This window comes from Stenotrophomonas sp. Sm2128, from assembly GCF_030985535.1.
Lineage (GTDB): Bacteria > Pseudomonadota > Gammaproteobacteria > Xanthomonadales > Xanthomonadaceae > Stenotrophomonas > Stenotrophomonas maltophilia.
Genome location: NZ_JAPTFQ010000015.1, coordinates 26,526 through 52,553 on the forward strand (window position 1 = coordinate 26,526; position 26,028 = coordinate 52,553).

The following is a 26,028-nucleotide window of genomic DNA, read 5'->3' on the forward strand; positions in this document are numbered from 1 at the left end:
CGCCATTGCTGAGGTATGGACAACAACGCGCCCCTGCCCGCTGGCGACCTGCCGGCCCCCCGCAACGACCGCTCGCGCATCCTGCGGGCGTTCAATGTCAGCCTGGCCGCCGTGCTGGTGCTGGTGGCCGTGTTCGCCCTGCAGGGCACCTTCGACTGGCGGCCCTGGGCGGTCGCGCCGCTGGAAGCCAAGGGCCTGCTTGGCCTGATCGGCGGCCCGATGCTGCATGCCTCGGTCGAGCACATCGCCGCCAACAGCATCGCGATCCTGATCCTGGGCACGCTGGCCGGCAGCGTCTACCCGAAAGCCACCGTGCGCGCCCTGCCCCTGCTGTGGCTGGGCTCGGGCATCGGTGCGTGGATGCTGGGCAATCCGGGCAGCGTGCATTTGGGCGCCAGCGGCGTCACCCATGGCCTGATGTTCCTGCTGGCCAGCCTGGGCCTGCTGCGCCGCGACCGTGCAGCGATTGCCACCGGCCTGATCGGCATGCTGTTCTACGGCGGCATGCTGATGACCATCCTGCCGCACGCCGACGGCGTGTCCTGGCAGTCGCACATGGGCGGCGCCTTCGCCGGCATCATCGCCGCGCTGCTGTTCCGCAATGCCGACCCGCTGCCGCCGCGCCCGCGCTACAGCTGGGAAGACGAAGAAGACGAGGCCGAACCGCTGGCCGACGACGAGCTGGAACCGCCGTCACCGCAGCGCGTGCCGGTGCTGTGGCAGCCGCGCGAAGGTCAGGACTACGTGGTGATCCCGTTCCGCCGGCCAGACGAGCCGCGCGGCTGAAAATGCCCCGGTAGTGCCGGCCGCTGGCCGGCAACCTCATGAACCGGTAGTGGCCGACCTTGGTCGGCGCGGTTGTTGTGTGCCAACCAAGGTTGGCACCTACCAGAGTCCGTCAGTTCGCCGCATTCCCCGCTGCGCCCATGCCATCCACCGCCTGTCGGCCCAGTGCCGGGTCATCGGTGAAGAAGGCATCGATGCCGGTGGCCAGATAGGCACGCATCTCGGCAATCGAACCCTCGGCATTGCGCGCATTGTCGGCGCCCTTGCGCAGGTTGCTGGCCTGGAAGTGGTTCTCCGGACGGAAGGTGTACGGAATCACCATCAGGCCCACTGCATGTGCGTCCTGTACCAGCGTGGTCGGAGTGCTCAGCGCCCCCTTGGCATCCAGCGGAATGATCGAGCGCAGTTCCGGGCCGATGCTGTCGGCGTAGCTGGCGATGTCCTTCAGTCCTGCCGGCGTCATCATCTGCGCGTAGGTCAGCTTGCCACCGGCCTTGGCGATGTCGGCCGGCTGGGTGTCGCCCTTCCACAGCAGTTGCAGCAGGCGGATGTTGCTGCCGCGCGGGATCTTGCCGCGCAGGTAGCGCAGGTTGGCGGTCTCGAACGACTGGATAGTGACCGGGCCGACGTTGGTATAGGCATTGCCACGCAGCGCGGTCAGGAGCTTGTCTTCCATCGGCAGGCCGATCGACTGGAAGTAGGTCGGGTGCTTGATCTCCGGCACCAGGCCGATGCCACGGTTGGCACGCCCGGCCTGCTGGACAAGGAATGCGAGGATCTCGTCCAGGCTGGCGATGCGGAACTGGCCGTCATAGGCGGTGCTGCGCAGTTCCGGCAGGCGCTCGCGCGCGTACAGGGTCTTCAGCTCGGCCAGGGTGAAGTCTTCAGTGAACCAGCCGTCCACCTTCTGGCCGTCGATGACCTTGCTGGTGCGGCGGCTGGCGAATTCCGGATGCGAGGCCACATCAGTGGTGCCGCTGATCTCGTTCTCGTGGCGGGCCACCATCACTCCGTCCCTGGTCATCACCAGGTCCGGCTCGATGTAGTCGGCGCCATCGGCGATCGCCTGCGCATAGGCGGCCAAGGTGTGCTCGGGCAGCAACGCGCTCGCCCCGCGATGACCATAGACCGACACCTTGTGCGCGGCCGGGGTGGAGGATTCAGCACTCATGGCCACCGATGGTGCCACGGCCAGCGACAACAGCAACGCACAACCCCACGACTTCACTGCGACTTCCCCAAGCGGTATGTGATGGGCGTCAGTATGCGGCGGCAATGTGACAGGTGGGGGACCTGGGGTCGGATCCCCGCAGGGGCTCCGACCCCGTAGCGATCCCGGGGAGCTCGTTCGGCTGGGTTGCCGGCCAGCGGCCGGCACTACCAAGGCTTACTTGCCGATGCAGAAACTGGAGAAGATCCTTCCCAGCAGGTCATCGGCACTCATCTGCCCGGTGATCTCACCCAGCGCGTCATGCGCCAGCCGCAGTTCCTCGGCGGCCAGCTCCAGGTGCTCGTGCGCCAGCTCGCCATCGGCGCGCTGCGCATGTTCCTGCGCACGTTCGATTGCATCCACATGGCGCGTGCGCGCGGAGAACTCGCCATCCACCTGCTCCCCTGCCCCGGCCGAAGCGATCGAACGCAGACGCGCGTGCAGATCGTCGAGCCCGGCGCCGGTGGCGGCCGAAACGAACACGCGGTCCGGATCGTCCAGCGACGGCAACGCCTCCAGCAGGTCCGACTTGTTGTGGATGTAGACCTTGTGCGGCACCGCCGCCACGGCCTCGCCCAGCGCTGCTTCGCCGGCCGCCGGATCGCGCGCATCCAGCACGATCAGCGCCAGGTCGGTGCGCTCGATTTCCACGCGGGCGCGGCGCATGCCTTCGCGTTCGATGGCGTCACCGCCGTCGCGCAGGCCGGCGGTGTCGACCAGGGTCAGCTCCAGGCCGTCCAGGCGAATGGTTTCGTGCAGGGTGTCGCGGGTGGTACCGGCGATGTCGGTGACGATGGCGCGTTCGCTGCCGGCCAGCGCGTTGAGCAGTGAACTCTTGCCGGCGTTCGGCGGACCGATCAGCACCGCGTGCAGGCCATCGCGCAGGCGACGGCCGCGTTCGGCATCGCGGCGCAGCAGGGCCAGATCGCTGCGCGCCTGTTCCAGCCCACGCCGCACCTGCGCGCCACCGAGCGTATCCAGCGGTTCGTCGGCAAAATCGATGGCCGCTTCCACGTGGATGCGCAGCAGCACCAGCTGCTCGACCACGGCGTCGATGCGGCGCGAGAACACGCCATCCAGCGAGCGACGTGCCGCGCGCGCGGCGCGGTTGTCGCCCGCGGCGATCAGGTCGGCGATGGCCTCGGCCTGGGCCAGGTCGAGCTTGCCGTTGAGGAATGCCCGTTCACTGAACTCACCCGGCCGCGCCTGGCGCGCGCCGAGCGCGATGCAGCGCGCGACCAGCTGCTGCAGCAGCACCGGGCTGCCGTGGCCCTGCAGTTCCACCACTTCCTCGCCGGTGAAGCTGTTCGGTGCCGGGAACCACAGCACGATGCCATCGTCGATGACCTCGCCTTCGGCATCACGCAGGCGCGCGTAGTGCGCGTGGCGCGGACGCAGTGCAGGTGCACCCAGTGCATTGGCGATGGCCGCAGCACGCGGGCCGGACAGGCGCAGCAGGCCGACACCGCCGGCGCCAGGGGCGCTGGCGATGGCGACGATGGTGTCGGTGCGGATCGCGTCGTTCATGGCTCAGAGCTTCTCCAGCTGTGCGCGCGCCTGGGCCGCGCCACTGCCCTGCGGCTGCAACGCCAGGTAGGTGGTGTAGGCCTGCTTGGCCTTGGCCTTGTCGCCGGCGTTGAAGTAGGCATCACCCAGGTTGAGATAGGCCACTGCACGCGAGGGGTCGATCTTCAGCGTGTTCTCCAGCCAGCGCGCAGCTTCGGCATAGCGCTGCTGGCGGTAGTAGACGAAGCCGAGGTTGTTGGCGGCCTGGGCGAAGTCCGGACGCAGCTTCAGTGCCTCGGTGAACTGCGCCACCGCCTCGTCGTACTGCTTCTCGCGGTACAGCTGCAGGCCGCGGTCATTGGCCTGCTGCGCGCGCTGGCGATCCGACGCCGGGCCCGCAGTGGGCACCACCAGCTTGGCCTTGCCGCCCTGCAGGTCGGCCACCGTCACCGGCGCCTGGCTGCCCTTGGCTTCGCTGGCGGCTTCAACCTTGTTGTTCAGTGCGATCGCATCGGCGGTCAACTGGCGCGTATCGGCATTGAGGAACTCCTGGCTGTCCGGCACCTGGAACACGAACTCGCCGCCCTGCGAACCGGGCAGGCTGCCGAAGGCCGGGGTCTGGTGTGAAACGGCTGAGACGGCCGGCGCAACGTAGGCGGCCAGTTCGGTACCGGTGATTAGCCCATCGCCGTTGAGGTCGCCCTTGCCGGCCAATGCCTGCAGCAGCACCCAGGTGAACACCGAGTGGCCGTTCGGACCGGCGTCGGCCACCTGCTGGTCGGCACCGCCGGCGGTCAGCATCTGCCGCGCGCTGCGCCGCGCGTTCTCGCGCAGGAACGACGACGACGATGGACCGCCACGGGTCAGGCCCAGGCCGCTGTAGCAGGCATCCATCACGAACATCACGTGCTTGGCCTGCATGCTCTCGGCGATGTTCTGGATGTCGGTCATCGCGATGGCGTCGGTAGCGAATTCCTTCGGGTCCGAATCGACCGGGATGATGTAGCCGAGGTCGCGCCCGGAGGCGAGCTGGCGGGTCGCGCCATGGCCGGCGAAGAACACGAACACGCGATCGTTCTTGCCAGTGCGGTCATCGGCCAGACGGTCGTGGAAGGCAGCCAGGATGTTGTTGCGCGTGGCCTGCTCGTTCTTCAGCACGATCACCTGCGAGGACGGGAAGCCGAACTGCCCGGTCAGGGTATCGGCCACCGCCTGCGCATCGTGGCTGGCGTACTCCAGCTTCGGCCACTTGGCGTAGTTGTCGATGCCGACCACGATTGCCCAGGACTTCTCGTAGCCGGTGGTGACGGTGGCGGCACCGGTATCGCCCTTGCGCGCACGGGCGACCGTGAAGTCGCGGCCGTTCCAGCCAGCGAACTGGTAGCCATCGGCGATCAGCCGGTCGAGGATCTGCGGCAGCGCCTTCACCGCACGATCGTGAATGTCGTGGAACAGGATGATGCCGCGCTGTTCCTTGTTCACCTGGTCGAGCACGCGCTGGACGATCGATTCCGGCACCGGGTCGGCCCAGTCCATCGAGTCGATGTTCCACATGATCGACTTCAGCCCGGCTTCGTTGAGCAGCTGCAGGCCTTCGGCATTGCGTGCGCCATAGGGGAAGCGGAACAGCGGCGCGCGCTTGCTGTCGACATCCTTCAGCAGCGTGTCGGTGTCCAGCACCTGCTGGCGCAGCGCGTCACCGGTGGTGCGCGACAGCTGGGCGTGGGTCAGGCTGTGATTGCCGACCGCATAGCCCTCTTCCATCAGGTTGCGGCTGATCTTCGCCATCGGGCCGAGGCTGACCTTGCCGTCGGCCTCGACCTTGCCCAGGTTGCGGCCCACTTCGAAGAACACGCCCGGCACGTCGTAGCGCTTGAGGATGGCCACCACTTCATCGGTATAGGCCTTGTGCGGGCCATCGTCGAAGGTGAGCACAACGGTCTTGGCCGGCAGGTCGCGGCCGAAGATCTCGCGGTCGCTGTCCTTCATCGACATCGGGTACGGCTCGATCACGCCATAGTCGCGCAGGATCGCTTCGCGGCTGTAGTCCTTGTGCAGGTGGGCGATGTAGTCGTCCCAGTTCTCACGCTTCAGTTCGATGGCGCGGGTGCGCTCGAAACGGCTGAAGATGCGGGTCAGTTCCTGGTTGTAGTTGCGCTCGATCTCATCAAGCGCCTCCAGGTCTTCACCGATGCGCTGGTGCAGCTTCACTGCCGGCAGCGACGAATCGGTGCCGACCCGTTCATGCAGGTCACGCAGCACTTCGCGGAAGGCCAGGCGGTCGGCGTCGAACAGTTCCGGCGCCGACTCGATGTAGTCCAGCACGGTGCCGAGGGTGGCGAAGCGCTGCGGACTGGAGCCGCGCAGCAGCGTGTCGAACTGCGCGGCGATGGCCGTGCGCTGTTCCAGGCCATCGTGGAACAGCTGCTGGCCCACGCGCGTGGAGGTACCGCGGTCGGCAGCCGACTGCTGTTCCTCGTCGGCCAGCAGCACGATGATGCGGCGGTAGCCGTCGAGCTGCTTCTGCAGCGCGGCCAGCAACGGTGCAGCGGCGGGATCGGCGGCGGCCGCGGCCTGCGCGCTGGGCTGGGTGACCGTGGTCGCCGGCGCCTTCGCGTCCTTGTCGCCACAGCCGGCAACGACCAGGGTCAACAACAGCGACGGCAGGAACAGGCGGAACGACGACGCACGCTGCATGGTGGACTCGAAGGTGGGAGGAACGGTGTGCCGGCGATTCTAACGCCGCATGCGAAAAGCCCGCCTTGCGGCGGGCTTCTCATCGACCGGGGCGGTAGTAGAGTCGACTGTTAGTCGACTGCTCTACTGCCAGTCGACTAACAGTCGACTCTACAGGTCGGGATTACTTCTTTTTGACCGGAGCCGGCGCGGTGGTGGCCGGGACCGGCTCGCCGCCATGGCGCTTGGTCATCCACCACTGCTGCAGCAGGCCCAGGCCGCCATTGACCACCCAGTACAGGACCAGGCCGGACGGCATGAAGGCCATCATGACGCCGAACACCAGCGGCATGAACTGCATCATCTTCTGCTGCATCGGGTCCATGCCCGGTGCCGGGGTCAGCTTCTGGGTGAACCACATCACTGCCACGTTGATGACCGGCAGGATGAAGTACGGGTCGCGTGCGGTCAGGTCCTGGATCCAGCCGAACCAGGGCGCCTGGCGCAGTTCGACCGATTCGACCAGCACCCAGTACAGGGCGAAGAAGATCGGCATCTGGATGAGGATCGGCAGGCAGCCCCCCATCGGATTGATCTTTTCCTTCTTGTACAGCTCCATCATCGCGGTCTGGAACTTCTGGCGGTCGTCGCCATAGCGTTCCTTCAACTGCGCGATGCGCGGCTGGAAGCGGCGCATCTTGGCGCCGCTCTTGTACTGGGTTGCCGACAGCGGGTACAGCACCAGCTTCAGCAGCACCACCAGGCCGACGATCGCCCAGCCCCAGTTGCCGACCAGCTTGTGCACCTGGTTCAGCACCCAGAACAGGCCCTGGCCGATCACCGCCATCATCGAGAAGCGGCTGTAGTCGACCACGCGGTCCAGGCCCGGCACGTCTTCCTTGGCGATCAGGTTGACCAGCTTCGGGCCGACCCACAGGCGGGCTTCGGTGCTGGTGGACTGGCCCGGGGCCACGGTGAAGGCCGGGCCACGCGCTTCGATCAGGTCACGACCAGCCACCTGCGACAGCACGTAGTGTGCGGTCTGGTCCTTCTGCGGGATCCAGGCGGTGAAGAAGTGGTGCTGCAGCATCGCCAGCCAGCCGCCGGTGATGTTCTGGTTCAGCGTGCCGTCTTCCAGGTAGTCCTTGAACGCACGACGCTGGTACTTCTTGTCGTTGTCGTACCAGGTGGCACCGTTGAAGCTGAAGGAATCGGGGTTGGTCATGCTCCGCGACAGGATGGTCGGGGTGCGGTCCAGGGTACGGTAGACGTAGCCGTTCCACGGCGCGGCGCCAGCGTTGCTGACTTCGTCCTTGAAGCGCACGGCGTACTCGTTGCGCGAGACGGTCAGGGTGCGCTTGATGGTCACGCCGTTGTCGGCGGTCCACACGAACGGGATCTGCAGCTCGTTCTGGCCCTTGGCCAGCACGAAGTCCTTGGTGTCACCCACCAGCTTGAAGCCGTCGGCGCCGGGGACCGGGGTGTTCCTGTCTTCGCTGGCCCAGCCACTGATCGCGCTGTACGGGTGCGCGGGGTCTTCGGTCAGCAGGCGGACCGGCGGGCTGCCTTCGTCCTTGGTCTGCGGGAACTGCAGCAGCTCGGCGTCGAGCACGCGGCCGCCGTCGAGCACCAGGCGCAGCACGTCGGTGGTGACGGTCACGCGCTGGCTGGCCGGGGTAGCGCTGGCCTGGGCCTGTGCGGCGGCCTGGCCGGGGGCGCCCGGCACCTGGGCGCTGGGGATGGCGCCGGGGTTCGCGCCCGGAACACTCTGTGCGGCGGCCGGGGCCGACGTGGTGGTTGGTGCCGGGGTCGGAGCAGCCTTTTCACGGCTCCACTCCATCCACAGCAGCACGGCCACCATCAGCCAGGCAAAAATGAGGAATACGCGGGTCTGGTTCATCAGCGGACAGGCTCGGCGGGGCCGGGACGCGATGCCGGCTCGGTCAAAGAAGGAGTTGCGATGCCATCAGGCGGCGGCATTGTGCCGTCCACGCCCGGCGTGGGCAATGCACGCAGGCGACGCAGCAGGCGCAGGAAGGCCTGGCGGATCTCGTCGTTGCTGGCGGAACGCGCAGCACTACGAGCCACGACGACAAAGTCGCCTGGCTGGATGTCGGTACGTGTCTGACGCAGGATGTCGCGCAGGACGCGCTTGATCCGGTTACGCCCGACGGCGTTCGGATCAACCTTGCGGGAAACCGCCAGACCCAGCCTGGCCGGCCGGTCAGCCGGCAGCCAGTGCAGGGTCATCAGCGGATCGGACACACGGCGGGCGCCGTTGAAGACCGTTGAGTATTCGGCACGCGTGCGAACCCGCGCAGAGCGAGGGAATCGCTTGCGCGGGTCTGCAGTATTCACTGTCGAAGGGATTGCGTCTGCCGCGGGGTGCGGCATGGCAATCAGGCGCTCAGGACTTTGCGGCCCTTGGCGCGGCGACGCGACAGGATCTTGCGGCCGTCAGCGGTCTTCATACGGGCACGGAAGCCGTGGTCGCGCTTACGCTTGAGGTTGCTGGGCTGGTAGGTGCGCTTCGTGGCCATTGGGGGCCTCTCGTATGAATGGGACGGAAAGAACCGGAAATTCTAGAGAGGTACCCTGCCCCAAGTCAACCCCTGGCAGCTACGCGAATTCACCGGGCTGTGCAATAGCTGTGGATGTTTTTGTGAATAAGTAGGGGACAAGCATTCCGAAGGCGGGCGCTCGGTGGTAGTCTGAGCCATCCATTTCCCCCCTTTCAGGCCTGTGTTTGGGCGCCTTGTCGCGTCCATGCCCCGGCCACCGGACGATTATTGCTGATGGATGCTTGGTCCCGTAGTCTCGAGCGCCTCGAAGCGGAGTTCCCGCCGGAAGACGTTCATACCTGGCTGAAGCCACTGCAGGCCGATCTGCGCGTGGACAGCCTGGTGCTGTATGCACCGAATGCCTTCATCGTCGACCAGGTCCGCGAGCTGTACCTGGCCCGGATCCGCGAACTGCTGGCGCACTTCGCCGGTTTCAGCGACGTTTTTCTTGAAATCGGCTCGCGCCCGCGCCCTGTGGAGGCGCAGAACGCGTCGGTTTCCACGCCGTCGGCGCATGTGTCCAGCGAACCGCAGGTGCCGTTCGCCGGCAACCTGGACAACCACTACACGTTCGCCAACTTCGTCGAAGGCCGCAGCAACCAGCTGGGCCTGGCCGCCGCCTTCCAGGCGGCGCAGAAGCCGGGCGACCGCGCGCACAACCCGCTGCTGCTGTACGGGGGCACCGGCCTGGGCAAGACCCACCTGATGTTCGCCGCCGGCAACGCCATGCGCCAGGCCAATCCGGGCGCGAAGGTGCTGTACCTGCGTTCGGAACAGTTCTTCAGCGCGATGATCCGGGCCCTGCAGGAAAAGACCATGGATCAGTTCAAGCGCCAGTTCCAGCAGGTGGATGCGCTGCTGATCGATGACATCCAGTTCTTCGCCGGCAAGGACCGCACCCAGGAAGAGTTCTTCCACACCTTCAACGCGTTGTTCGATGGCAAGCAGCAGATCATCCTGACCTGCGACCGCTATCCGCGCGAAGTCGAGGGCCTGGAAGCGCGCCTGAAGTCGCGGCTTGCCTGGGGCCTGTCGGTCGCGATCGAACCGCCGGACTTCGAGACCCGCGCCGCGATCGTGCTGGCCAAGGCACGCGAACGCGGTGCCGAGATTCCCGATGATGTTGCGTTCCTGATCGCCAAGAAGATGCGCTCCAACGTGCGCGACCTCGAAGGCGCGCTCAATACCCTGACCGCCCGCGCCAATTTCACCGGCCGCGCGATCACCACCGAATTCGCCCAGGAAACCCTGCGCGACCTGCTGCGCGCCCAGCAGCAGGCGATCAGCATTCCCAACATCCAGAAAACCGTTGCCGACTACTACGGCCTGCAGATCAAGGATCTGCTGTCGAAGCGTCGGACCCGCTCGCTGGCACGCCCGCGCCAGGTCGCCATGGCCCTGACCAAGGAACTGACCGAGCACAGCCTGCCCGAGATCGGCGATGCCTTTGCCGGTCGCGATCACACCACGGTGCTGCATGCCTGCCGCCAGATCCGGACCCTGATGGAAACCGACGGCAAGCTCCGCGAGGACTGGGACAAGCTGATCCGGAAGCTGAGCGAATGATGCACGGATGCCGATGAGGCGTCATCGCACAAAACGGTGCAGAATCCGGTAGCAAGCGCGGGACACGTTGTGGATAAAAATGGCGTTTGAGATCGCGTCGGTTTTATCCACAGCTTTCCCCACCCCCTGGGGGTCGGTAATACAGAGGGTTTCGATGCCTGAAATCCTTTTATTTACAAAGACTTAGCGTTGTTTTCCAGCGATTCTGTCTCTACCAGCACCACCAAGCTTTTGATTTATTCCACATTTTTTAAAGCATAGGGGCACGGAACCACATGCGTTTCACACTGCAGCGCGAAGCCTTTCTCAAGCCGTTGGCACAGGTCGTCAACGTGGTCGAACGCCGCCAGACCCTTCCGGTTCTGGCCAATTTCCTGGTCCAGGTGCAGAACGGCCAGCTGTCGCTGACCGGTACCGACCTGGAAGTGGAGATGGTGTCGCGGATCGCGGTTGAAGATGCCCAGGACGGCGAAACCACCATTCCCGCCCGCAAGCTGTTCGAGATCATCCGCGCCCTGCCCGACGGCAGCCGGATTACCGTCTCGCAGACCGGTGACAAGATCACCGTGCAGGCCGGCCGCAGCCGCTTCACCCTGGCCACCCTGCCTTCCAACGACTTCCCATCGGTGGACGAAGTGGAAGCCACCGAGCGCGTGGCGATCGGCGAAGCAACCCTGAAGGAACTGATCGAGCGCACTGCGTTTGCGATGGCCCAGCAGGACGTGCGCTACTACCTCAACGGCCTGCTGTTCGACCTGCGCGGCGATGCGCTGCGCACGGTCGCCACCGACGGCCATCGCCTGGCCCTGTGTGAAACCGATCTGGCCAAGCCCAGCGGTTCCAAGCGCCAGATCATCGTGCCGCGCAAGGGCGTGACCGAACTGCAGCGCCTGCTGGAGAGCGGCGATCGCGAGATCGAACTGGAAGTCGGCCGCAGCCACGTGCGCGTCAAGCGCGACGATGTCACCTTCACCTCGAAGCTGATCGACGGTCGTTTCCCGGATTACGAAGCGGTGATTCCGATCGGTGCCGACCGCGAAGTGAAGGTTGATCGTGAAGCACTGCGTGCCTCGCTGCAGCGCGCCGCGATCCTGTCCAACGAGAAGTACCGCGGCATCCGCGTGGAAGTCTCGCCGGGCAACCTGAAGATCAGCGCGCACAATCCGGAACAGGAAGAAGCCCAGGAAGAGATCGAAGCCGACACCACGGTCAGTGATCTGGCCATTGGCTTCAACGTGAACTACCTGCTGGACGCCCTCTCCGCGCTGCGCGATGAGGAGGTCATCATCCAGCTGCGCGATTCCAACTCTTCTGCGCTGGTTCGTGAATCCAGCAGCGAGAAGTCGCGCCATGTGGTGATGCCGCTGCGTCTCTGACAGCAGCCTGTTCCACGTGGAACCGAAGGACGCCCGGGATCTCCCCGGGCGTTTTTTTTTTGCAGGTTCCACGTGGAGCATCGGGGATCGCGGAATCTCCAGGGCTGGGCGAATGTCTTGCTCGAGATTGTTGCTTACCGATTGTTCCTGGTTGCCCCTCCGATGCAATCGGCCCTGCGCGGCAGGAATCCAGATTGCTGACTTGGGCGCTGCCCAGCCAACTTCGATCGAGTACGCAGTTCCGGGTCCTCAGCCTGATTGCAGGTGACCCGATCTGGTCGGATGGATGAAGCGGATCGCATCCGCTATCGCAGTGGTTGCTTCATCTGCAGACGTCACTGTCCACAGGCCTGGTTGGGGCCGGATCAGAGCTGGCCTAGCTTCTAAATCTGGGTATAAATCTAAAGCATGGTGGTGATGGTAGGCCCAGATTTCGTGGAGAAATGCACTATCCAATTGATTTTAAATAGATTTATGCGGCTGAAACCCCCTGTATAGAGGCCCCTCAGGCTGGGGGGGAACCTGTGGATAGTTTCGCAGGTCGGGCAAAAGGGCTTTTTTATCCACAGTTTGCCCATACCTTGTGTATAAGTCATACAGTCCCGCTGTGGACAGCGTGAAACGAACGGGCTGAATTCTTTGAAATCTGTGGAACCCTCCACGGCATCGCATCGTAGATTTCAAGAAATCCGCGCGGTGTTCGCGCAACCCACCGTCGGGGGCACCTGGCGATGCTCGCGGAATGAGGCTGAAATCGCTGAAATCTGCAGGCCTGTACCCTGCGCCGCCGCTCAGAATTCAAGGATTCCCGGGCATATCCAGACCCAGGCGAGCCCAGATGAGGGAGCGCCACCACGTGGAACACGCGTAGGGTTGCCAGGCGGAGGCTTCAGCACAGTGGCGATGTCTGGCGCGCCACGGCTGGCTTGACCGATGCAGTAAGCTGATGGATTCCCTGCCCCACTACCGCCTCGTGCGGATGGTCTTTCGCGCCCCATGCTTATCCGCCGCCTCGCCCTGCACCAACTGCGTCGCTTCAGCGCGGTGGACCTGTCGCCCAAGCCTGGATTGAACCTGCTGACCGGCGACAACGGTGCCGGCAAGACCAGCGTGCTCGAAGCCCTGCACCTGATGGCCTACGGGCGCAGCTTCCGTGGCCGGGTCCGCGACGGTCTGGTGCGCCAGGGCCAGGAAGCGCTGGAAATCTTCGTGGAATGGGACGAACAGCGTGCCGATCACCCGCCGCACCGCCGAAAGGCCGGGCTGCGCCACAGTGGCCAGGACTGGAAGGGGCGATTGGACGGCGAAGATGTCGCGCAGCTGGGCAATCTCTGCGCAGCGCTGGCCGTGGTGACGTTCGAGCCGGGGAGCCATGCACTGGTCAGTGGGGGGGGCGAACCTCGCCGTCGCTTCCTCGATTGGGGCTTGTTCCACGTGGAACCGGATTTTCTCTCCCTGTGGCGCCGCTATTCCCGGGCGCTGAAGCAGCGCAATGCTCTGCTCAAGCAGGGCGGGCCGTCGCGGATGCTCGATACCTGGGATCACGAGCTGGCCGAGGCCGGGGAACCGCTGACCAGCCGCCGTCAGCACTACCTGGAGCGTCTGCAGCAGCGCACGGTGGCCTTGGCCGCCAGCCTGGCTCCGCAACTCGGCATCCAGGGTCTGGAACTGAGCCCCGGTTGGCGGCGGCATGAGCTTCCCTTGGCCGATGCCCTGCTTCTGGCCCGGGAACGCGACCGGCAGGCCGGCTATACCTCGGTCGGCCCACACCGGGCAGACTGGAGTGTGGATTTCCACAACATTCCGGGCCGTGATGCGTTGTCCCGTGGTCAGGCCAAGCTGACGGCATTGGCCTGCCTGCTGGCGCAGGCCGAGGACTATGCGGAACAGCGCGGCGAATGGCCGGTGATCGCTCTGGACGATCTGGCCTCGGAGCTGGATCGCACCCATCAGGCGCGGGTGCTGGAGCGCCTGCTCAATGGGCCGGCACAGATCTTCATCACCGCTACCGAAACCCCGGCGGCGCTGCTGGACCTGACCCACATCGCCCGGTTCCACGTGGAACATGCACAGATCGTGGCTGTGCCATAGTGGGCACACCAGGGCCGCTCGACCCCGGCTGGTATAATTCGGGTTGGAATCCTTTCATTCTCGGCACATCGCTCCAAGCGGTGGCCGACCTGCGGAGCCTACGGCAAGCGCAATGAGCGACGAACAGAACACCCCGGCAAACAACGGCAATTACGACGCCAACAGCATTACCGCCCTGGAAGGCCTGGAGGCTGTCCGCAAGCGTCCCGGCATGTACATCGGTGACGTGCATGACGGCACCGGTCTGCACCACATGGTGTTCGAGGTCGTCGACAACTCGATCGACGAAGCGCTGGCCGGCCACGCCGACCACGTTGCGGTGACGATCCACGCTGACGGTTCGGTCTCGGTGTCCGACAACGGCCGTGGTATCCCGACTGGCAAGCACGAGCAGATGAGTGCCAAGCTCGGTCGCGAAGTGTCTGCAGCCGAAGTCGTCATGACCGTCCTGCACGCAGGCGGCAAGTTCGACGACAACAGCTACAAGGTTTCGGGCGGCCTGCACGGCGTCGGCGTCAGCGTGGTCAACGCGCTGTCGCAGAAGCTGCTGGTGGACGTGTTCCAGAACGGCTTCCACTACCAGCAGGAATTCAGCAACGGCGCCGCAGTGACCGCGCTGGCCAAGCTGGAAACCACCACCAAGCGCGGCACTACCGTGCGCTTCTGGCCGTCCACCGTCGCCTTCCACGACAACGTGGAGTTCCACTACGACATCCTGGCCCGCCGCCTGCGCGAACTGTCGTTCCTGAACTCCGGCGTCAAGATCGTCCTTGCCGACGAGCGTGGCGACGGCCGTCGCGATGACTTCCACTACGAGGGTGGCATCCGCAGCTTCGTGGAGCATCTGGCCCAGCTGAAGACGCCGCTGCACCCGAACGTCATTTCAGTCACCGGCGAGCACAACGGCATCGTCGTGGATGTGGCGCTGCAGTGGACCGACTCCTATCAGGAGACGATGTACTGCTTCACCAACAACATTCCGCAGAAGGACGGCGGTACCCACCTGGCCGGTTTCCGCGGTGCGCTGACCCGTGTGCTCAACAACTACATCGAGCAGAACGGCATCGCCAAGCAGGCCAAGATCAACCTGACCGGCGACGACATGCGAGAAGGCATGATCGCGGTGCTGTCGGTGAAGGTGCCGGACCCGAGCTTCTCCAGCCAGACCAAGGAAAAGCTGGTCAGCTCCGACGTGCGTCCGGCGGTGGAAAACGCCTTCGGTGCGCGCCTGGAAGAGTTCCTGCAGGAGAACCCGAACGAAGCCAAGGCGATCGCCGGCAAGATCGTCGACGCCGCGCGCGCACGTGAAGCGGCGCGAAAGGCCCGCGACCTGACCCGCCGCAAGGGCGCGCTGGATATCGCCGGCCTGCCGGGCAAGCTGGCCGACTGCCAGGAAAAGGATCCGGCGCTGTCCGAACTGTTCATCGTCGAGGGTGACTCGGCAGGTGGCTCGGCCAAGCAGGGCCGCAACCGCAAGAACCAGGCGGTGCTGCCGCTGCGCGGCAAGATCCTCAACGTGGAACGCGCGCGCTTCGACCGCATGCTGTCCTCCGACCAGGTCGGCACGCTGATCACGGCGCTGGGCACCGGCATCGGCCGAGACGAGTACAACCCGGACAAGCTGCGTTACCACAAGATCATCATCATGACCGACGCCGACGTCGACGGCGCCCACATCCGCACCCTGCTGCTGACGTTCTTCTACCGTCAGATGCCGGAGCTGATCGCGCGCGGTTACGTCTACATCGGCCTGCCGCCGCTGTACAAGATCAAGCAGGGCAAGCAGGAGCTGTACCTGAAGGACGACCCGGCGCTGGACAGCTACCTGGCCAGCAGCGCGGTGGAAAACGCTGCGCTGGTGCCGGCCACCGGCGAGCCCGGCATCGAAGGCCTTGCGCTGGAAAAGCTGCTGCTGGCCTACGCGGCCGCGCTGGATTCGATCGAGCGCAACGCACATCGCTACGACCGCAACCTGCTTGAAGCGCTGGTCGATTTCGTACCGATGGACCTGGAAAGCCTGCGCGCTGCCGGCGAAGGCGAGGGCCTGGATGCACTGGCCAAGCGCCTCAACCAGGGCAGCCTGGGCAGCCCGCGTTTCACGCTGGAGCTGCAGGAAGCCAACGACGAGCGCCCGGCCGCTGTGCTGGTGACCCGTCGCCACATGGGCGAACAGCACATCCAGGTGCTGCCGATGTCGGCCTTCGAAAGCGGCGAACTGCGCGCGATCCACCAGGCATCGAAGCTGCTGCACGGTCTGGTCCGCGAAGGCGCGACCATTTCCCGCGGCGCCAAGTCGATCGAAGTCGACAGCTTTGCCAAGGCACAGAACTGGCTGCTCGAGGAGGCCAAGCGCGGCCGCCAGATCCAGCGATTCAAGGGTCTGGGTGAAATGAATCCGGAGCAGCTGTGGGACACCACGGTGAATCCGGAAACCCGCCGACTGCTGCAGGTGCGTATCGAGGACGCTGTCGCAGCCGACCAGATCTTCAGCACCCTGATGGGCGATGTCGTCGAACCGCGTCGCGATTTCATCGAAGACAACGCGCTGAAGGTCGCAAACCTGGATATCTGACACAATCGGGACACGGCCGGCGCGCGGGGAGGCGCGCCGGCCTTCGACTCTTGAACACAGGTACCTGATGTCAGCATCCGCCCCGGTCTCCGCTCCGCCCCCGGTTCCGCCGGCTTCTGCCGCGCCGCGTGCCGTTTCGCCGTTGGCGGGGTTCTTCATCGACCTGGGCATCGCCGCTGTCACCCTGTTCGGCCTGAGCCTGGTCAGCGGCCTGCTGTGGGGCCTGTACCGTGGCGTGGTGGTTGGTTACGCGAACGCGCAGGCTGGCGCTGGCGCACCCGACGCCAGTTCGGTCGCGGCGTCACTGGGCCAGCCCGGCGCGCTTGCGCAGATTCTCATGGCACTGTTCGCCACCGGTGGCGCCGCGTTGCTGCTGTACTTCTGGCGACGGCCGGCCAACGCCGCCGAGCGCCACGCCTCGCGCCAGGCGCTGCGCCGCCCCTCCACCTGGGGCTGGACCCTGCTGGTGGCGACCCTGATCGTGCTCGGCAGCAACGGCATCGCCTTCCTGGCCAAGCAGGTCGGCGTCGAGCCGGTCCCCACCAATCTGGCGCTGATGCAGAGCGCGATCGCACGTTTCCCGTTGTTCCTGGTGCTGTTCGCGGTGGTCCTGGCGCCGGCCTACGAGGAACTGCTGTTCCGCCGCGTGCTGTTTGGCCGCCTGTGGCAGGCCGGGCGGCCTGGGTTGGGCGTGGTACTGAGCAGCCTCGCATTTGCCCTGATCCATGAGATCCCTGGCACGAGTGCCAATGGCCCGGCCGAAATCGCACAGCTGTGGCTGGTCTATGGTGGCATGGGGGCCGCGTTCTGCTGGCTCTACCGGCGCACCGGCACGTTGTGGGCGGCGATCACCGCCCATGCGCTGAACAATGCGGTCGCCCTTGCGGCGATGGTGTTCCTGGGGTCAACGTAACGCCGCGTCCGCTTGACGAAAGATTAAGCCGCTACGCTACACACTCCGCATATGAACACGGGGGAGTTTCCATGAAACAACTGCTGCTGGCCCTTGTCATAACCACCCTGGTCAGCGCCTGCGCGACCACCACCTCCCCTACCGGTCGCCGGCAGATGGTGGGCGGCGTCTCGCAGGCGCAGCTGGACCAGCTCGGCGCACAGGCGTTCGCCGAAACCAAGCAGAAGGAAAAGATCAGCACCGACGGCCGCCAGAACGGTTACGTGCAGTGCGTGGTCAACGCCCTGGTCGCGCAGCTGCCAGCTCAATACCGTGGCGTACGGTGGGAGACGGCGGTATTCGTCGACAAGGAGCCCAACGCCTTCGCCCTGCCCGGCGGCAAGGTCGGCGTGAACACCGGCATCTTCACCGTGGCCAAGAACCAGGATCAGCTGGCTGCCGTGATCGGCCATGAAATCGGCCATGTCATCGCCCGCCACCACGAAGAGCGCATCACCCGCCAGATGGGTGCGCAGACCGGGCTGGCCGTGCTCGGCGCGCTGGCTGGTGCAGCCTACGGCGAAGGTGCTGCCAGCACCGTCAACCAGCTCGGCGGCATGGGCGCGCAGACTGCCTTCCTGCTGCCGGGCTCGCGGACGCAGGAAAGCGAGGCTGACGTTATCGGCCAGCGGCTGATGGCCCAGGCCGGATTCAATCCGGCGCAGGCGGTCGACCTGTGGCAGAACATGATGGCCGCCAGCGGCGGTCGCAGCCCGCAATGGCTGTCCACCCACCCGGATCCGGCCAACCGGATCCAGGAACTGCGACGTGATGCCCCGGGCCTGACGCCGGTCTATCAGCAGGCGCAGGCGGCCGGGCTACGGCCAAAGTGCGGATGAGTGCGCAGTTCTATGCTGTATTGCAGCACATAAAACGATTTCTCACGCCATCTGTTTCTGATACGTTTGGCGGCTCAGATTTTTCTGACAGTCCGACTTTGCCGCTAACCGGCGGTTCGATCGAGGTGAACGATGATTTTCCGTAACCACAAAGCTGTGCTTTCCGTCCTCGTCGCGACCGCCCTGACCGGCGCCGTGGTCACCGATGCCTTCGCGCAGTCCTCGCGTTCCTCCGAGCGCGGCAACCGTGGCGGCAAGCAGGCCAAGGCCGAGGCGCTGTACCCGAACGCGACCCGCCAGGAGCCGACGGTCAAGGCTTCGGCCAAGATGGGCAGCAAGCTGCAGAAAATGATCGACAGCTACAACAAGGAAAAGTTCCCGGAAACCCGCACCCAGGCCGACGCCATCCTGGCTGACAGCGCCGCGAACGAGTACGACAAGTCGCTGGCCGCGCAGCTGGCCTCGCAGGCTGCCTACCAGACCGATGACGCCCCGGCTGCCATCGCCTACCTGAAGCAGGTCCTGCAGTTCAACGGCCTGGACAACAACGGCCACTTCCAGTCGATGCTGATGCTGGGCCAGTTGCAGCTGCAGGAAGACCAGACAGCCGAAGGCCTGGCAACCCTCGACAAGTACTTCGCCGAGAGCAAGTCGACCAAGCCGGAAGAACTGATCGCCAAGGGCCAGGCGCTGTACCAGCTGGAGCGCTACCAGGAAGCGATTCCGGTGCTGAAGCAGGCCATCGCCGGCTCCGCCGAACCGAAGGACAACTGGAACCAGCTGCTGATGGCGGCCCTGTCCGAAGCCGGCCAGTCCGGCGAAGCGGTCAAGGAAGCCGAGGCGCTGGCCGCCAAGAACCCGAACGACAAGAAGGCCCAGCTGAACCTGGCCAGCATGTACATGCAGGCCGACCAGATGGACAAGGCGGCCGCGGTGATGGACAAGCTGCGCAGCAGCGGCCAGCTCACCGAAGAGCGCGAGTACAAGCAGCTGTACTCCATCTATGCCAACACCGACAAAAAGGAAAAGGACGTCATCGCGGTCATCAACGAAGGGTTGCAGAAGGGCATCCTGAAGCCGGACTACCAGGTTTACCTGGCGCTGGCCCAGTCCTACTACTACTCCGACCAGGTGCCGCAGGCGATCGATGCGTGGCAGAAGGCTGCCCCGCTGTCCAAGGACGGTGAGACCTACCTGAACCTGGCACGCGTCCTGCATGCCGAAGGTCGCATCCCGGAGGCCAAGCAGGCCGCCCAGCAGGCGCTGGCGAAGGGTGTGAAGAACCAGGCTGATGCCAAGAAAATCATCAACCTGAAGTAAGTAGGAATAACGCCTGAATGCCTGCCCAGTTGATGCGCAGGCGCTCAGGATTGGTATAAGCTTGGAGGTTCCTGCGGTGTCATGCACCGCTGATCAGGGATTCCGCCCCCGGCATCCCGGCCCCACTATTGAGCTCTTGGCGCATGACGGAACAACTAGTCGTTCACCGGTACGAACAACCCGATGACAAGGGGCTGAGCTGGCCTCGCATCGTCGGCATCGCGTTTGTAATTGCCCTGCATCTGGCCGCCTTCATGATGCTCCTCATTCCCGCCGTGGCTCCCAAGGCCGTGGCTGAGAAGGAGCGCAACGTCATGGTGACCATCGTCGATGCGCCGCCGCCGGTGAAGAATCTGTCGCCGCCGAAGCCGTCGCCGGTCCCGCCGCCGCCGCAGGCGCCGGTCGTGGACGTGCCGGAGCCGCGCCCGAGCGATATCGTCACCCCGCCGTCGCCCCCCGCGCCGCCGGCACCTGCGACCTCGATCGAGGCCAGCGTGGACATCTCGTCGAAGGCCATGAATCCGCCGCGCTACCCGCCGGCCGCCTTCCGCGCGGGTATCCAGGGCGAAGTGATCCTGATCATTGATGTCGATGCCAACGGCAACGTCACCAATGTCACGGTGGAAAAGTCCAGCCGTAACCGCGACCTGGACCGTGCCGCGATGGAAGCGGCTCGCAAGTGGCGCTTCAACGCCGCTGAATCTGGCGGTAAGAAGGCGGCAGGTCGCGTTCGCGTCCCGGTCAACTTTGCGCTGAACTGATGCGCCCGGGTGGCCGCATGGCCACCCCCGCTCCCGGTTCGATTGTTTAGCTTAGCTACACCCTTTATCACCACACACAACAAAGGTAAGCGTCATGCTGCAGGAAATTTTCATCGCCGCTGCTGCCGGGGGCAATCCGTCCAACGCCCTGTCGCAGATGGGCTTCGAGCACCTGATCCACGAAATGACCACCAAGCCGGGTGATTTCGCGGTTTCCTGGGTCGTGCTGCTGACCCTGATCGCCATGTCGGCCATGTCCTGGTACTGGACCGTCATCAACATCTTCCGTGCGACCCGCCTGAAGAGCGCTGCTGATCGCGTCGTCAGCCTGTTCTGGGATACCCCGAACGCGCAGGACGCCATCCGTGCCATGGAAGAGCAGCCGGCTTCGGAGCCGTTCTCGAAGATCGCTCTGGACGCTGCCCAGGCTGCTGCGCACCACCAGCGCGCTGAAGGCGGCGCCACCGGCGGCGTGGGTGAGAACCTGAGCCGTTCGGAGTTCGTCGACCGCGCCCTGCGTCAGGCCGTCACCCGCGAAAGCAACAAGCTGCAGTCGGGCATGACCCTGCTGGCCACCGTCGGCGCGACCGCTCCGTTCGTCGGTCTGCTGGGTACCGTGTGGGGCATCTACGGCGCCCTGATCAAGATCGGTGCCACCGGCTCCGCTTCGATCGACGCCGTTGCCGGCCCGGTGGGTGAAGCGCTGATCATGACCGCGATCGGTCTGTTCGTCGCGATCCCGGCCGTGTTCGCCTTCAACTTCTTCAGCAAGATCAACAGCGCGACCATCAGCAAGTTCGATACCTTCGCGCACGACCTGCACGACTTCTTCGCCACCGGCTCGCGCGTCCGCTAATTGCGGCGCGCGTCACCCAGCGACGAACGTAAGTAGTCACCAAGATCTAGACGGAGCCCGTTATGGCTTTCAGTAGTGGTAACAGCGGCGGCCCCATGGCCGACATCAACGTTACGCCCCTCGTGGACGTGATGCTGGTGCTGCTGATCATCTTCATCATCACGGCGCCCCTGATGTCCCACAAGGTCAAGGTGGATCTGCCGGAAGCCAACCTGATCCAGAAGCCGGAAGACGCTGAAAAGCGTTCCGGACCGATCACCCTGGCAGTCAAGGAAGACGGCTCGATCTACTGGAACGACGAAGAAATCAACAAGCAGACTCTCGAGTCGCGCTTGGCGACCGCCGCCCAGCAGACCCCGCAGCCGCCGCTGAACCTGCGTGGTGACCGCACCACCAAGATGCGCGTCATCAACGACCTGACCAAGGTCGCGCAGGAGCAGGGCATGCTGGACGTCGGCTTCGTCGCGACCAAAGAAAAGGGGCAATAAGCCATGGCATTCAGTAGTGGTGGTGGCAAGGGCCCCATGGCAGACATCAACGTCACGCCCCTCGTGGACGTGATGCTGGTTCTGCTGATCATCTTCATCGTGACCGCGCCGATCATGACGTACCCGATCGCCGTCGACCTGCCGCAGCGCGTGCTCAACCCACCGCCGCAGCTGGTCGAACCGCCGCCGCCGATCGAATTGAAGATCGACGCCAGCAACCAGGTCTCGTGGAACAACAGCCCGATCAATACCAGCGAGCTGCAGCAGCGGATGGAGCAGGAGGTCCAGCGTGACCCGACCAACCAGCCGGAACTGCGCATCGACGCCAGCCCGGATTCCGAGTACGACGTGATGGCCAAGGTTCTGGCCGCCGCGAAGAATGCTCAGATGAAGAAGATCGGTTTTGTGCAGCAGTAATCGCTACACCGCAACACAACAGTCATGACGCGACTGCAGACGCCCCTGGAGACAGGGGCGTTTTTTTTTATGCCTGCCGGCCTGGACCGCTATGATCGGCGGATGCTCGCCCTCTTCGACTCCCTGCGTCATTGGCTCGACGGCATCGCCCACCTTGGCTCGATCCTGGCGGTGGCCTACCTGCTGTATCTGTTCGCGCTGGCGGGCTGGATCATGCTGCAGAAGCGTGAGCCGGTCGCCACGCTGAGCTGGATCCTGTCGTTGGCGCTGCTGCCCTACCTCGGCTTGTTCATCTACTACCTGCTGGGCCCGCAGAAGGTGAAGCGGCAACGGCTGCGCCGCGGACGCGCACGTTCGGGCATGGAGCACTACAGCGATGTCTGCCCACCGGATGCCGACTGCACCGAGCTGGCCAAGATCGCGCAGGCCACCACCGGCCTGGCGCCGAGCAGCGCGACCGAAGTGAACTGGCTGGTGGATGGTGCCGCTACCTACGCCGCTCTGTTGGAAGCGGTGGCGCAGGCTCGCGATCACGTGCACCTGGAGTACTACATCTTCAATCCGGACCATGCCGGCACCGCCCTGCGCGACGCCCTGGTCGAGCGCGCCCGTGCCGGCGTGCAGGTGCGCCTGCTGCTGGATGCAGTGGGTTCTTCCGCCCTGCCTCGCCGCTTCCTGCAGCCGCTGATCGATGCCGGTGGCGAGGCGGTCTGGTTCCATCCGCGGCAGCTGCTGAAGCCGTTCAAGCGGCCGTGGTTGAACCTGCGTACGCACCGCAAGCTGGTGATCGTCGATGGCCGGCTGGCCTTCACCGGTGGCATCAATATCACCGACGATGAAGACGAGAGCCGCAAGCCGAACGCCTACCGCGACCTGCACATGCGCATCCGCGGCCACGTCGTGCGCAGCCTGCAGCTGGTGTTCGCCGAGGACTGGCTCTATGCCAGTGGCCAGGATCCCTCGCGCATGGACATTGCCCGTCTGTGGCCGGCCGACATGCCGCTGCGCGGCGATGGTGCGATCAACGCCCAGGTGCTGGTCTCCGGCCCGGACTCGGGCTGGGAAACGATCCACCGCCTGCACGTGGCGGCCATCCAGGAAGCACACGAGCGCGTGTGGCTGGTAACGCCCTACTTCGTGCCGGGCGAAGCGGCGCGGATGGCGCTGACTTCGGCGGCACTGGGTGGACTGGACGTGCGCCTGCTGGTGCCGAAGATGAGCGACTCCTGGTTTGTCACCCAGGCCGCGCGCTCCTATTTCGACGAACTGCTGCACGCCGGGGTGAAGATCTACGAGTACGGCCCGCGCATGCTGCATACCAAGGCTTTCATCGCCGACGACGATGTCTGCATCGTTGGCAGCGCCAACTTCGACCACCGCAGCTTCCGCCTGAACTTCGAGCTGTCGATGATGATCAGCGACCGTGACCGCGTCGCCGCTCTGGCCGGGCTGCTGCAGGGCGAGTTCGACCGCGCCACCCGCGTGCACGACCAGGCTGGCCGTTCGCTGTGGCTGCACCGCCTGCCCGAGGCCTTCGCCCGGCTGGCCTCGCCGCTGCTCTGACGCAGCGCTACACTGCGGCGATCATCCGGGGAGCCCGACTATGTACTGGTTGTACCTGCTGCTGGCGCTGGGCTGTTTCGTCTTCGCCCTGAAGACCCCCAGCGCTGCATTGATGACCCTGTGCCTGCTGGCCGCCCTCGCCTTCCTGCTGGCCTGGGTGCGCGGTCGCTATGTAGCCCGCTTCGGCGACCTTCAGCGGGACCCTGCCACCCTTGTCGATGCCGAGGAGCTGCGCCGCCTGCGCGAGCAGGCCCAGGCCCGCCGCAATGTCGACGCCAACGACCACGATCCGTCCCCTCTTTCCAAGTAGTTCCGTTCCATGACCCAGCTCAGCGTCAACGTCAACAAGATCGCCGTCCTGCGCAATTCGCGCGGCGGCGCCGAACCGGACGTGGTGCGCGCCGCCCAGGCCTGCCTGGATGCCGGTGCACATGGCATCACCGTGCACCCGCGGCCGGACCGCCGCCATATCACCGCCGAGGACGTGCTGGCGCTGTCCACGCTGACCCGCGCGCGTGGCGTGGAATTCAACATCGAAGGCAATCCATTCGCGCCGCCGCGCGAGGGCTACCCAGGCCTGCTGCCGCTGTGCGCGCAGACCCGCCCGGCGCAGGCGACGCTGGTGCCGGATGGCGATGGACAGATCACCTCCGACCATGGCTTCGACTTCGAGCGGGATGCCGAGCGGCTGCGACCACTGATCGCCGAACTGAAGGCGATGGGCTGCCGGGTCAGCCTGTTCGTCGATGCTGGCAACCCACTGCTGGAGCAGGCGGCCGACGTTGGTGCAGATCGTGTCGAGCTGTATACCGGCCCCTACGCCGAAGCACACGCGGCCGGAGACGCTGCGGCGATGCTGGAACTGTTCGCCACTGCGGCGCGGCGGGCGCAGGCGGTGGGCCTGGGCGTCAACGCCGGGCACGACCTGTCACAGGACAACCTGCGCGATTTCCTGGCCCACGTGCCGGACGTGCTGGAGGTGTCGATCGGTCACGCGCTGATCGGTGAGGCGCTGTATGACGGGCTGGATGCCACCGTGCGCGGGTACCTGGCGTTGCTCTGACCGCTCCCCTGTAGCGTTGAGCCATGCTCGACGCAGCACCGCGCTGAACCCTTCAGGCAGCCGTCGCAGCCATTGAGACGGCTGCGGCGTAACCTGCCGCAATGGGTATCGCGATCAAGGGCCGAGGTTCCACGTCCCACCTTGCCGGGCGCTTTGAAAGCACCGTCAGCGAGGCGGTGGACGACGGCTGGGCAGTCGATGAGAGCGAGGAATTCCTCGCCCCACGTCTGCGCACTGAAGTACGTGCCGAGACCGCACGCAGCATCATCAGCCGCAACACCTCACCGGACGTCGGCTTCAGCCAATCGGTGAATCCGTACCGCGGTTGTGAGCATGGCTGCTCCTACTGCTTCGCGCGCCCCTCGCACGCCTATCTGAACCTGTCGCCAGGCCTGGACTTCGAGACCAAGCTGTTCGCCAAGACCAATGCGCCGCAGGTGCTGCGCAAGGAGTTGTCGAAGCCGGGCTACGTTCCGCAACCGATCGCGCTGGGCATCAACACCGATGCGTACCAGCCGATCGAACGCAAGTTCAAGCTCACCCGCCAGCTGATCGAAGTGATGCTGGAAACCAAGCATCCGTTCTCGCTGATCACCAAGAACGCACTGGTCGAACGTGACATCGATCTGCTCGCACCGCTGGCGGCGGAGAACCTGGTCAGCGTGCATTTCTCGGTGACCTCGCTGGACCCGCATCTCTCCGCAAAGCTGGAGCCACGCGCGTCGGCGCCGCATGCACGGCTGCGTGCGATGAAGCGCCTGCATGAAGCGGGCATTCCGGTGGGTGTGATGGTGGCGCCGGTGATCCCGTGGATCAACGACAGCGAACTGGAAGCCGTGCTGGAGGCCGCGCACGATGCTGGCGCCAGCACCGCAGGCTACGTGCTGCTGCGCCTGCCGCTGGAAGTGGCCCCGCTGTTCCGCGATTGGTTGGACACCCATCATCCCGATCGCGCTGCGCACGTGATGAGCACCATCCAGCAGCTGCGCGGCGGCAAGGATTACGACAGCCAGTTCGGCACCCGCATGCGTGGCCAGGGCGTGTATGCCGATCTGTTGAACAACCGCTTCAAGCTGGCGCGAAAGCGTCTCGGCTTCAATGCGCAGAACAGCCATTGGCCGAAGCTGGATTGCAGCCGGTTCGTGAAGCCGTTGCCGCCGCGCAAAGAATCGCCGCAGAGGTCGTTGTTCTAAGGTGCTTTCGGCGCGGTTACAAAGCATGTCGTTGGAAGAGCTAATATTACCGACTTGCTTGGCAGAGTAGGTAAGGGCGTGCTTTCAACCAGAGTTGGCGATACATTTCTTTGGGCATTGAGCGACATTTACCCGATAGAAAAGCGACAGTGCTATTCAATAGCGGAGTTGCGACGATTCTCTCTGAATGTGAGAACGATTTTTCAAGAGCGATGGGTGACATCAAACGCAT

Annotated in this window: 22 protein-coding genes; 16 read left to right on the forward strand and 6 right to left on the reverse strand. The window is 64.9% G+C overall.

Translation table 11 applies throughout. From position 1 onward, the window contains the following. The first annotated feature begins 15 nt into the window (after positions 1-15). Positions 16-786 (forward strand): rhomboid family intramembrane serine protease, encoded by a 771-nt coding sequence (locus O0K41_RS06585; RefSeq protein ID WP_012481682.1) that lies wholly within the window; start codon positions 16-18, stop codon positions 784-786. 112 nt (positions 787-898) lie between these two features. Here O0K41_RS06585 and O0K41_RS06590 read toward each other — a convergent pair whose 3' ends face one another. From O0K41_RS06590 to rpmH, 6 genes are all read right to left on the reverse strand, one after another. Next, positions 899-2,014, reverse strand: a complete 1,116-nt coding sequence (locus O0K41_RS06590; RefSeq protein WP_005411724.1) for a glycerophosphodiester phosphodiesterase — start codon at positions 2,012-2,014, stop codon at positions 899-901. Positions 2,015-2,173: 159 nt separating this feature from the next. Then, positions 2,174-3,523, reverse strand: coding sequence for a tRNA uridine-5-carboxymethylaminomethyl(34) synthesis GTPase MnmE (gene mnmE, locus O0K41_RS06595; RefSeq protein ID WP_049450049.1), 1,350 nt, complete (start codon positions 3,521-3,523; stop codon positions 2,174-2,176). 3 nt (positions 3,524-3,526) lie between these two features. After that, positions 3,527-6,199, reverse strand: coding sequence for a polysaccharide deacetylase family protein (locus tag O0K41_RS06600; protein WP_164222871.1), 2,673 nt, complete (start codon positions 6,197-6,199; stop codon positions 3,527-3,529). Between the two features lie 163 nt (positions 6,200-6,362). Then, a complete protein-coding gene (yidC, locus tag O0K41_RS06605; protein ID WP_012481686.1) occupies positions 6,363-8,078 on the reverse strand; it encodes a membrane protein insertase YidC in 1,716 nt (571 codons plus the stop codon). Further along, positions 8,078-8,572 (reverse strand): ribonuclease P protein component, encoded by a 495-nt coding sequence (rnpA, locus tag O0K41_RS06610; protein ID WP_005411728.1) that lies wholly within the window; start codon positions 8,570-8,572, stop codon positions 8,078-8,080. The genes yidC and rnpA overlap by 1 nt, the downstream gene beginning before the upstream one ends. A gap of 5 nt (positions 8,573-8,577) precedes the next feature. Continuing rightward, a complete protein-coding gene (gene rpmH / locus O0K41_RS06615) occupies positions 8,578-8,718 on the reverse strand; it encodes a 50S ribosomal protein L34 (RefSeq protein WP_005411729.1) in 141 nt (46 codons plus the stop codon). Positions 8,719-8,973: 255 nt separating this feature from the next. On the opposite strand from rpmH, the gene dnaA reads away from it, so the two are divergent. From dnaA to O0K41_RS06690, 15 genes are all read left to right on the forward strand, one after another. Beyond that, on the forward strand, positions 8,974-10,305 hold the full coding sequence (gene dnaA / locus O0K41_RS06620) for a chromosomal replication initiator protein DnaA (protein ID WP_164222873.1): 1,332 nt from the start codon (positions 8,974-8,976) through the stop codon (positions 10,303-10,305). A gap of 275 nt (positions 10,306-10,580) precedes the next feature. Further along, positions 10,581-11,681 (forward strand): DNA polymerase III subunit beta, encoded by a 1,101-nt coding sequence (gene dnaN / locus O0K41_RS06625; RefSeq protein WP_005411731.1) that lies wholly within the window; start codon positions 10,581-10,583, stop codon positions 11,679-11,681. A 996-nt stretch (positions 11,682-12,677) separates the two neighbouring features. Next, the gene (recF, locus tag O0K41_RS06630) at positions 12,678-13,772 is read left to right on the forward strand and encodes a DNA replication/repair protein RecF (protein WP_099605183.1); all 1,095 of its coding nucleotides are present in this window, start codon (positions 12,678-12,680) and stop codon (positions 13,770-13,772) included. Between the two features lie 112 nt (positions 13,773-13,884). Then, positions 13,885-16,344, forward strand: a complete 2,460-nt coding sequence (gene gyrB / locus O0K41_RS06635) for a DNA topoisomerase (ATP-hydrolyzing) subunit B (RefSeq protein ID WP_308304470.1) — start codon at positions 13,885-13,887, stop codon at positions 16,342-16,344. A gap of 67 nt (positions 16,345-16,411) precedes the next feature. Beyond that, entirely contained in the window at positions 16,412-17,257 is an 846-nt protein-coding gene (locus O0K41_RS06640) for a CPBP family intramembrane glutamic endopeptidase (RefSeq protein ID WP_033833516.1), read from the forward strand. 71 nt (positions 17,258-17,328) lie between these two features. Continuing rightward, entirely contained in the window at positions 17,329-18,135 is an 807-nt protein-coding gene (locus O0K41_RS06645; RefSeq protein WP_005411735.1) for a M48 family metallopeptidase, read from the forward strand. A gap of 132 nt (positions 18,136-18,267) precedes the next feature. Next, the gene (locus O0K41_RS06650; RefSeq protein WP_005411736.1) at positions 18,268-19,455 is read left to right on the forward strand and encodes a tetratricopeptide repeat protein; all 1,188 of its coding nucleotides are present in this window, start codon (positions 18,268-18,270) and stop codon (positions 19,453-19,455) included. Positions 19,456-19,598: 143 nt separating this feature from the next. Then, positions 19,599-20,216: an energy transducer TonB gene (locus O0K41_RS06655; RefSeq protein ID WP_099592531.1), complete on the forward strand. Its 618-nt coding sequence runs from the start codon at positions 19,599-19,601 to the stop codon at positions 20,214-20,216. A gap of 94 nt (positions 20,217-20,310) precedes the next feature. Further along, a complete protein-coding gene (gene exbB / locus O0K41_RS06660) occupies positions 20,311-21,072 on the forward strand; it encodes a TonB-system energizer ExbB (protein WP_005411738.1) in 762 nt (253 codons plus the stop codon). Between the two features lie 62 nt (positions 21,073-21,134). Then, positions 21,135-21,560: a biopolymer transporter ExbD gene (locus O0K41_RS06665; RefSeq protein ID WP_005411739.1), complete on the forward strand. Its 426-nt coding sequence runs from the start codon at positions 21,135-21,137 to the stop codon at positions 21,558-21,560. A 3-nt stretch (positions 21,561-21,563) separates the two neighbouring features. Beyond that, on the forward strand, positions 21,564-21,977 hold the full coding sequence (locus O0K41_RS06670; protein ID WP_005411740.1) for a biopolymer transporter ExbD: 414 nt from the start codon (positions 21,564-21,566) through the stop codon (positions 21,975-21,977). Between the two features lie 102 nt (positions 21,978-22,079). Continuing rightward, the gene (cls, locus tag O0K41_RS06675; protein WP_149500584.1) at positions 22,080-23,540 is read left to right on the forward strand and encodes a cardiolipin synthase; all 1,461 of its coding nucleotides are present in this window, start codon (positions 22,080-22,082) and stop codon (positions 23,538-23,540) included. Between the two features lie 40 nt (positions 23,541-23,580). Then, on the forward strand, positions 23,581-23,850 hold the full coding sequence (locus O0K41_RS06680; protein ID WP_164222876.1) for a hypothetical protein: 270 nt from the start codon (positions 23,581-23,583) through the stop codon (positions 23,848-23,850). Positions 23,851-23,859: 9 nt separating this feature from the next. After that, the gene (locus O0K41_RS06685) at positions 23,860-24,603 is read left to right on the forward strand and encodes a pyridoxine 5'-phosphate synthase (protein WP_005414976.1); all 744 of its coding nucleotides are present in this window, start codon (positions 23,860-23,862) and stop codon (positions 24,601-24,603) included. 101 nt (positions 24,604-24,704) lie between these two features. Further along, positions 24,705-25,796, forward strand: a complete 1,092-nt coding sequence (locus tag O0K41_RS06690; protein WP_123959303.1) for a PA0069 family radical SAM protein — start codon at positions 24,705-24,707, stop codon at positions 25,794-25,796. Positions 25,797-26,028: the final 232 nt, after the last annotated feature.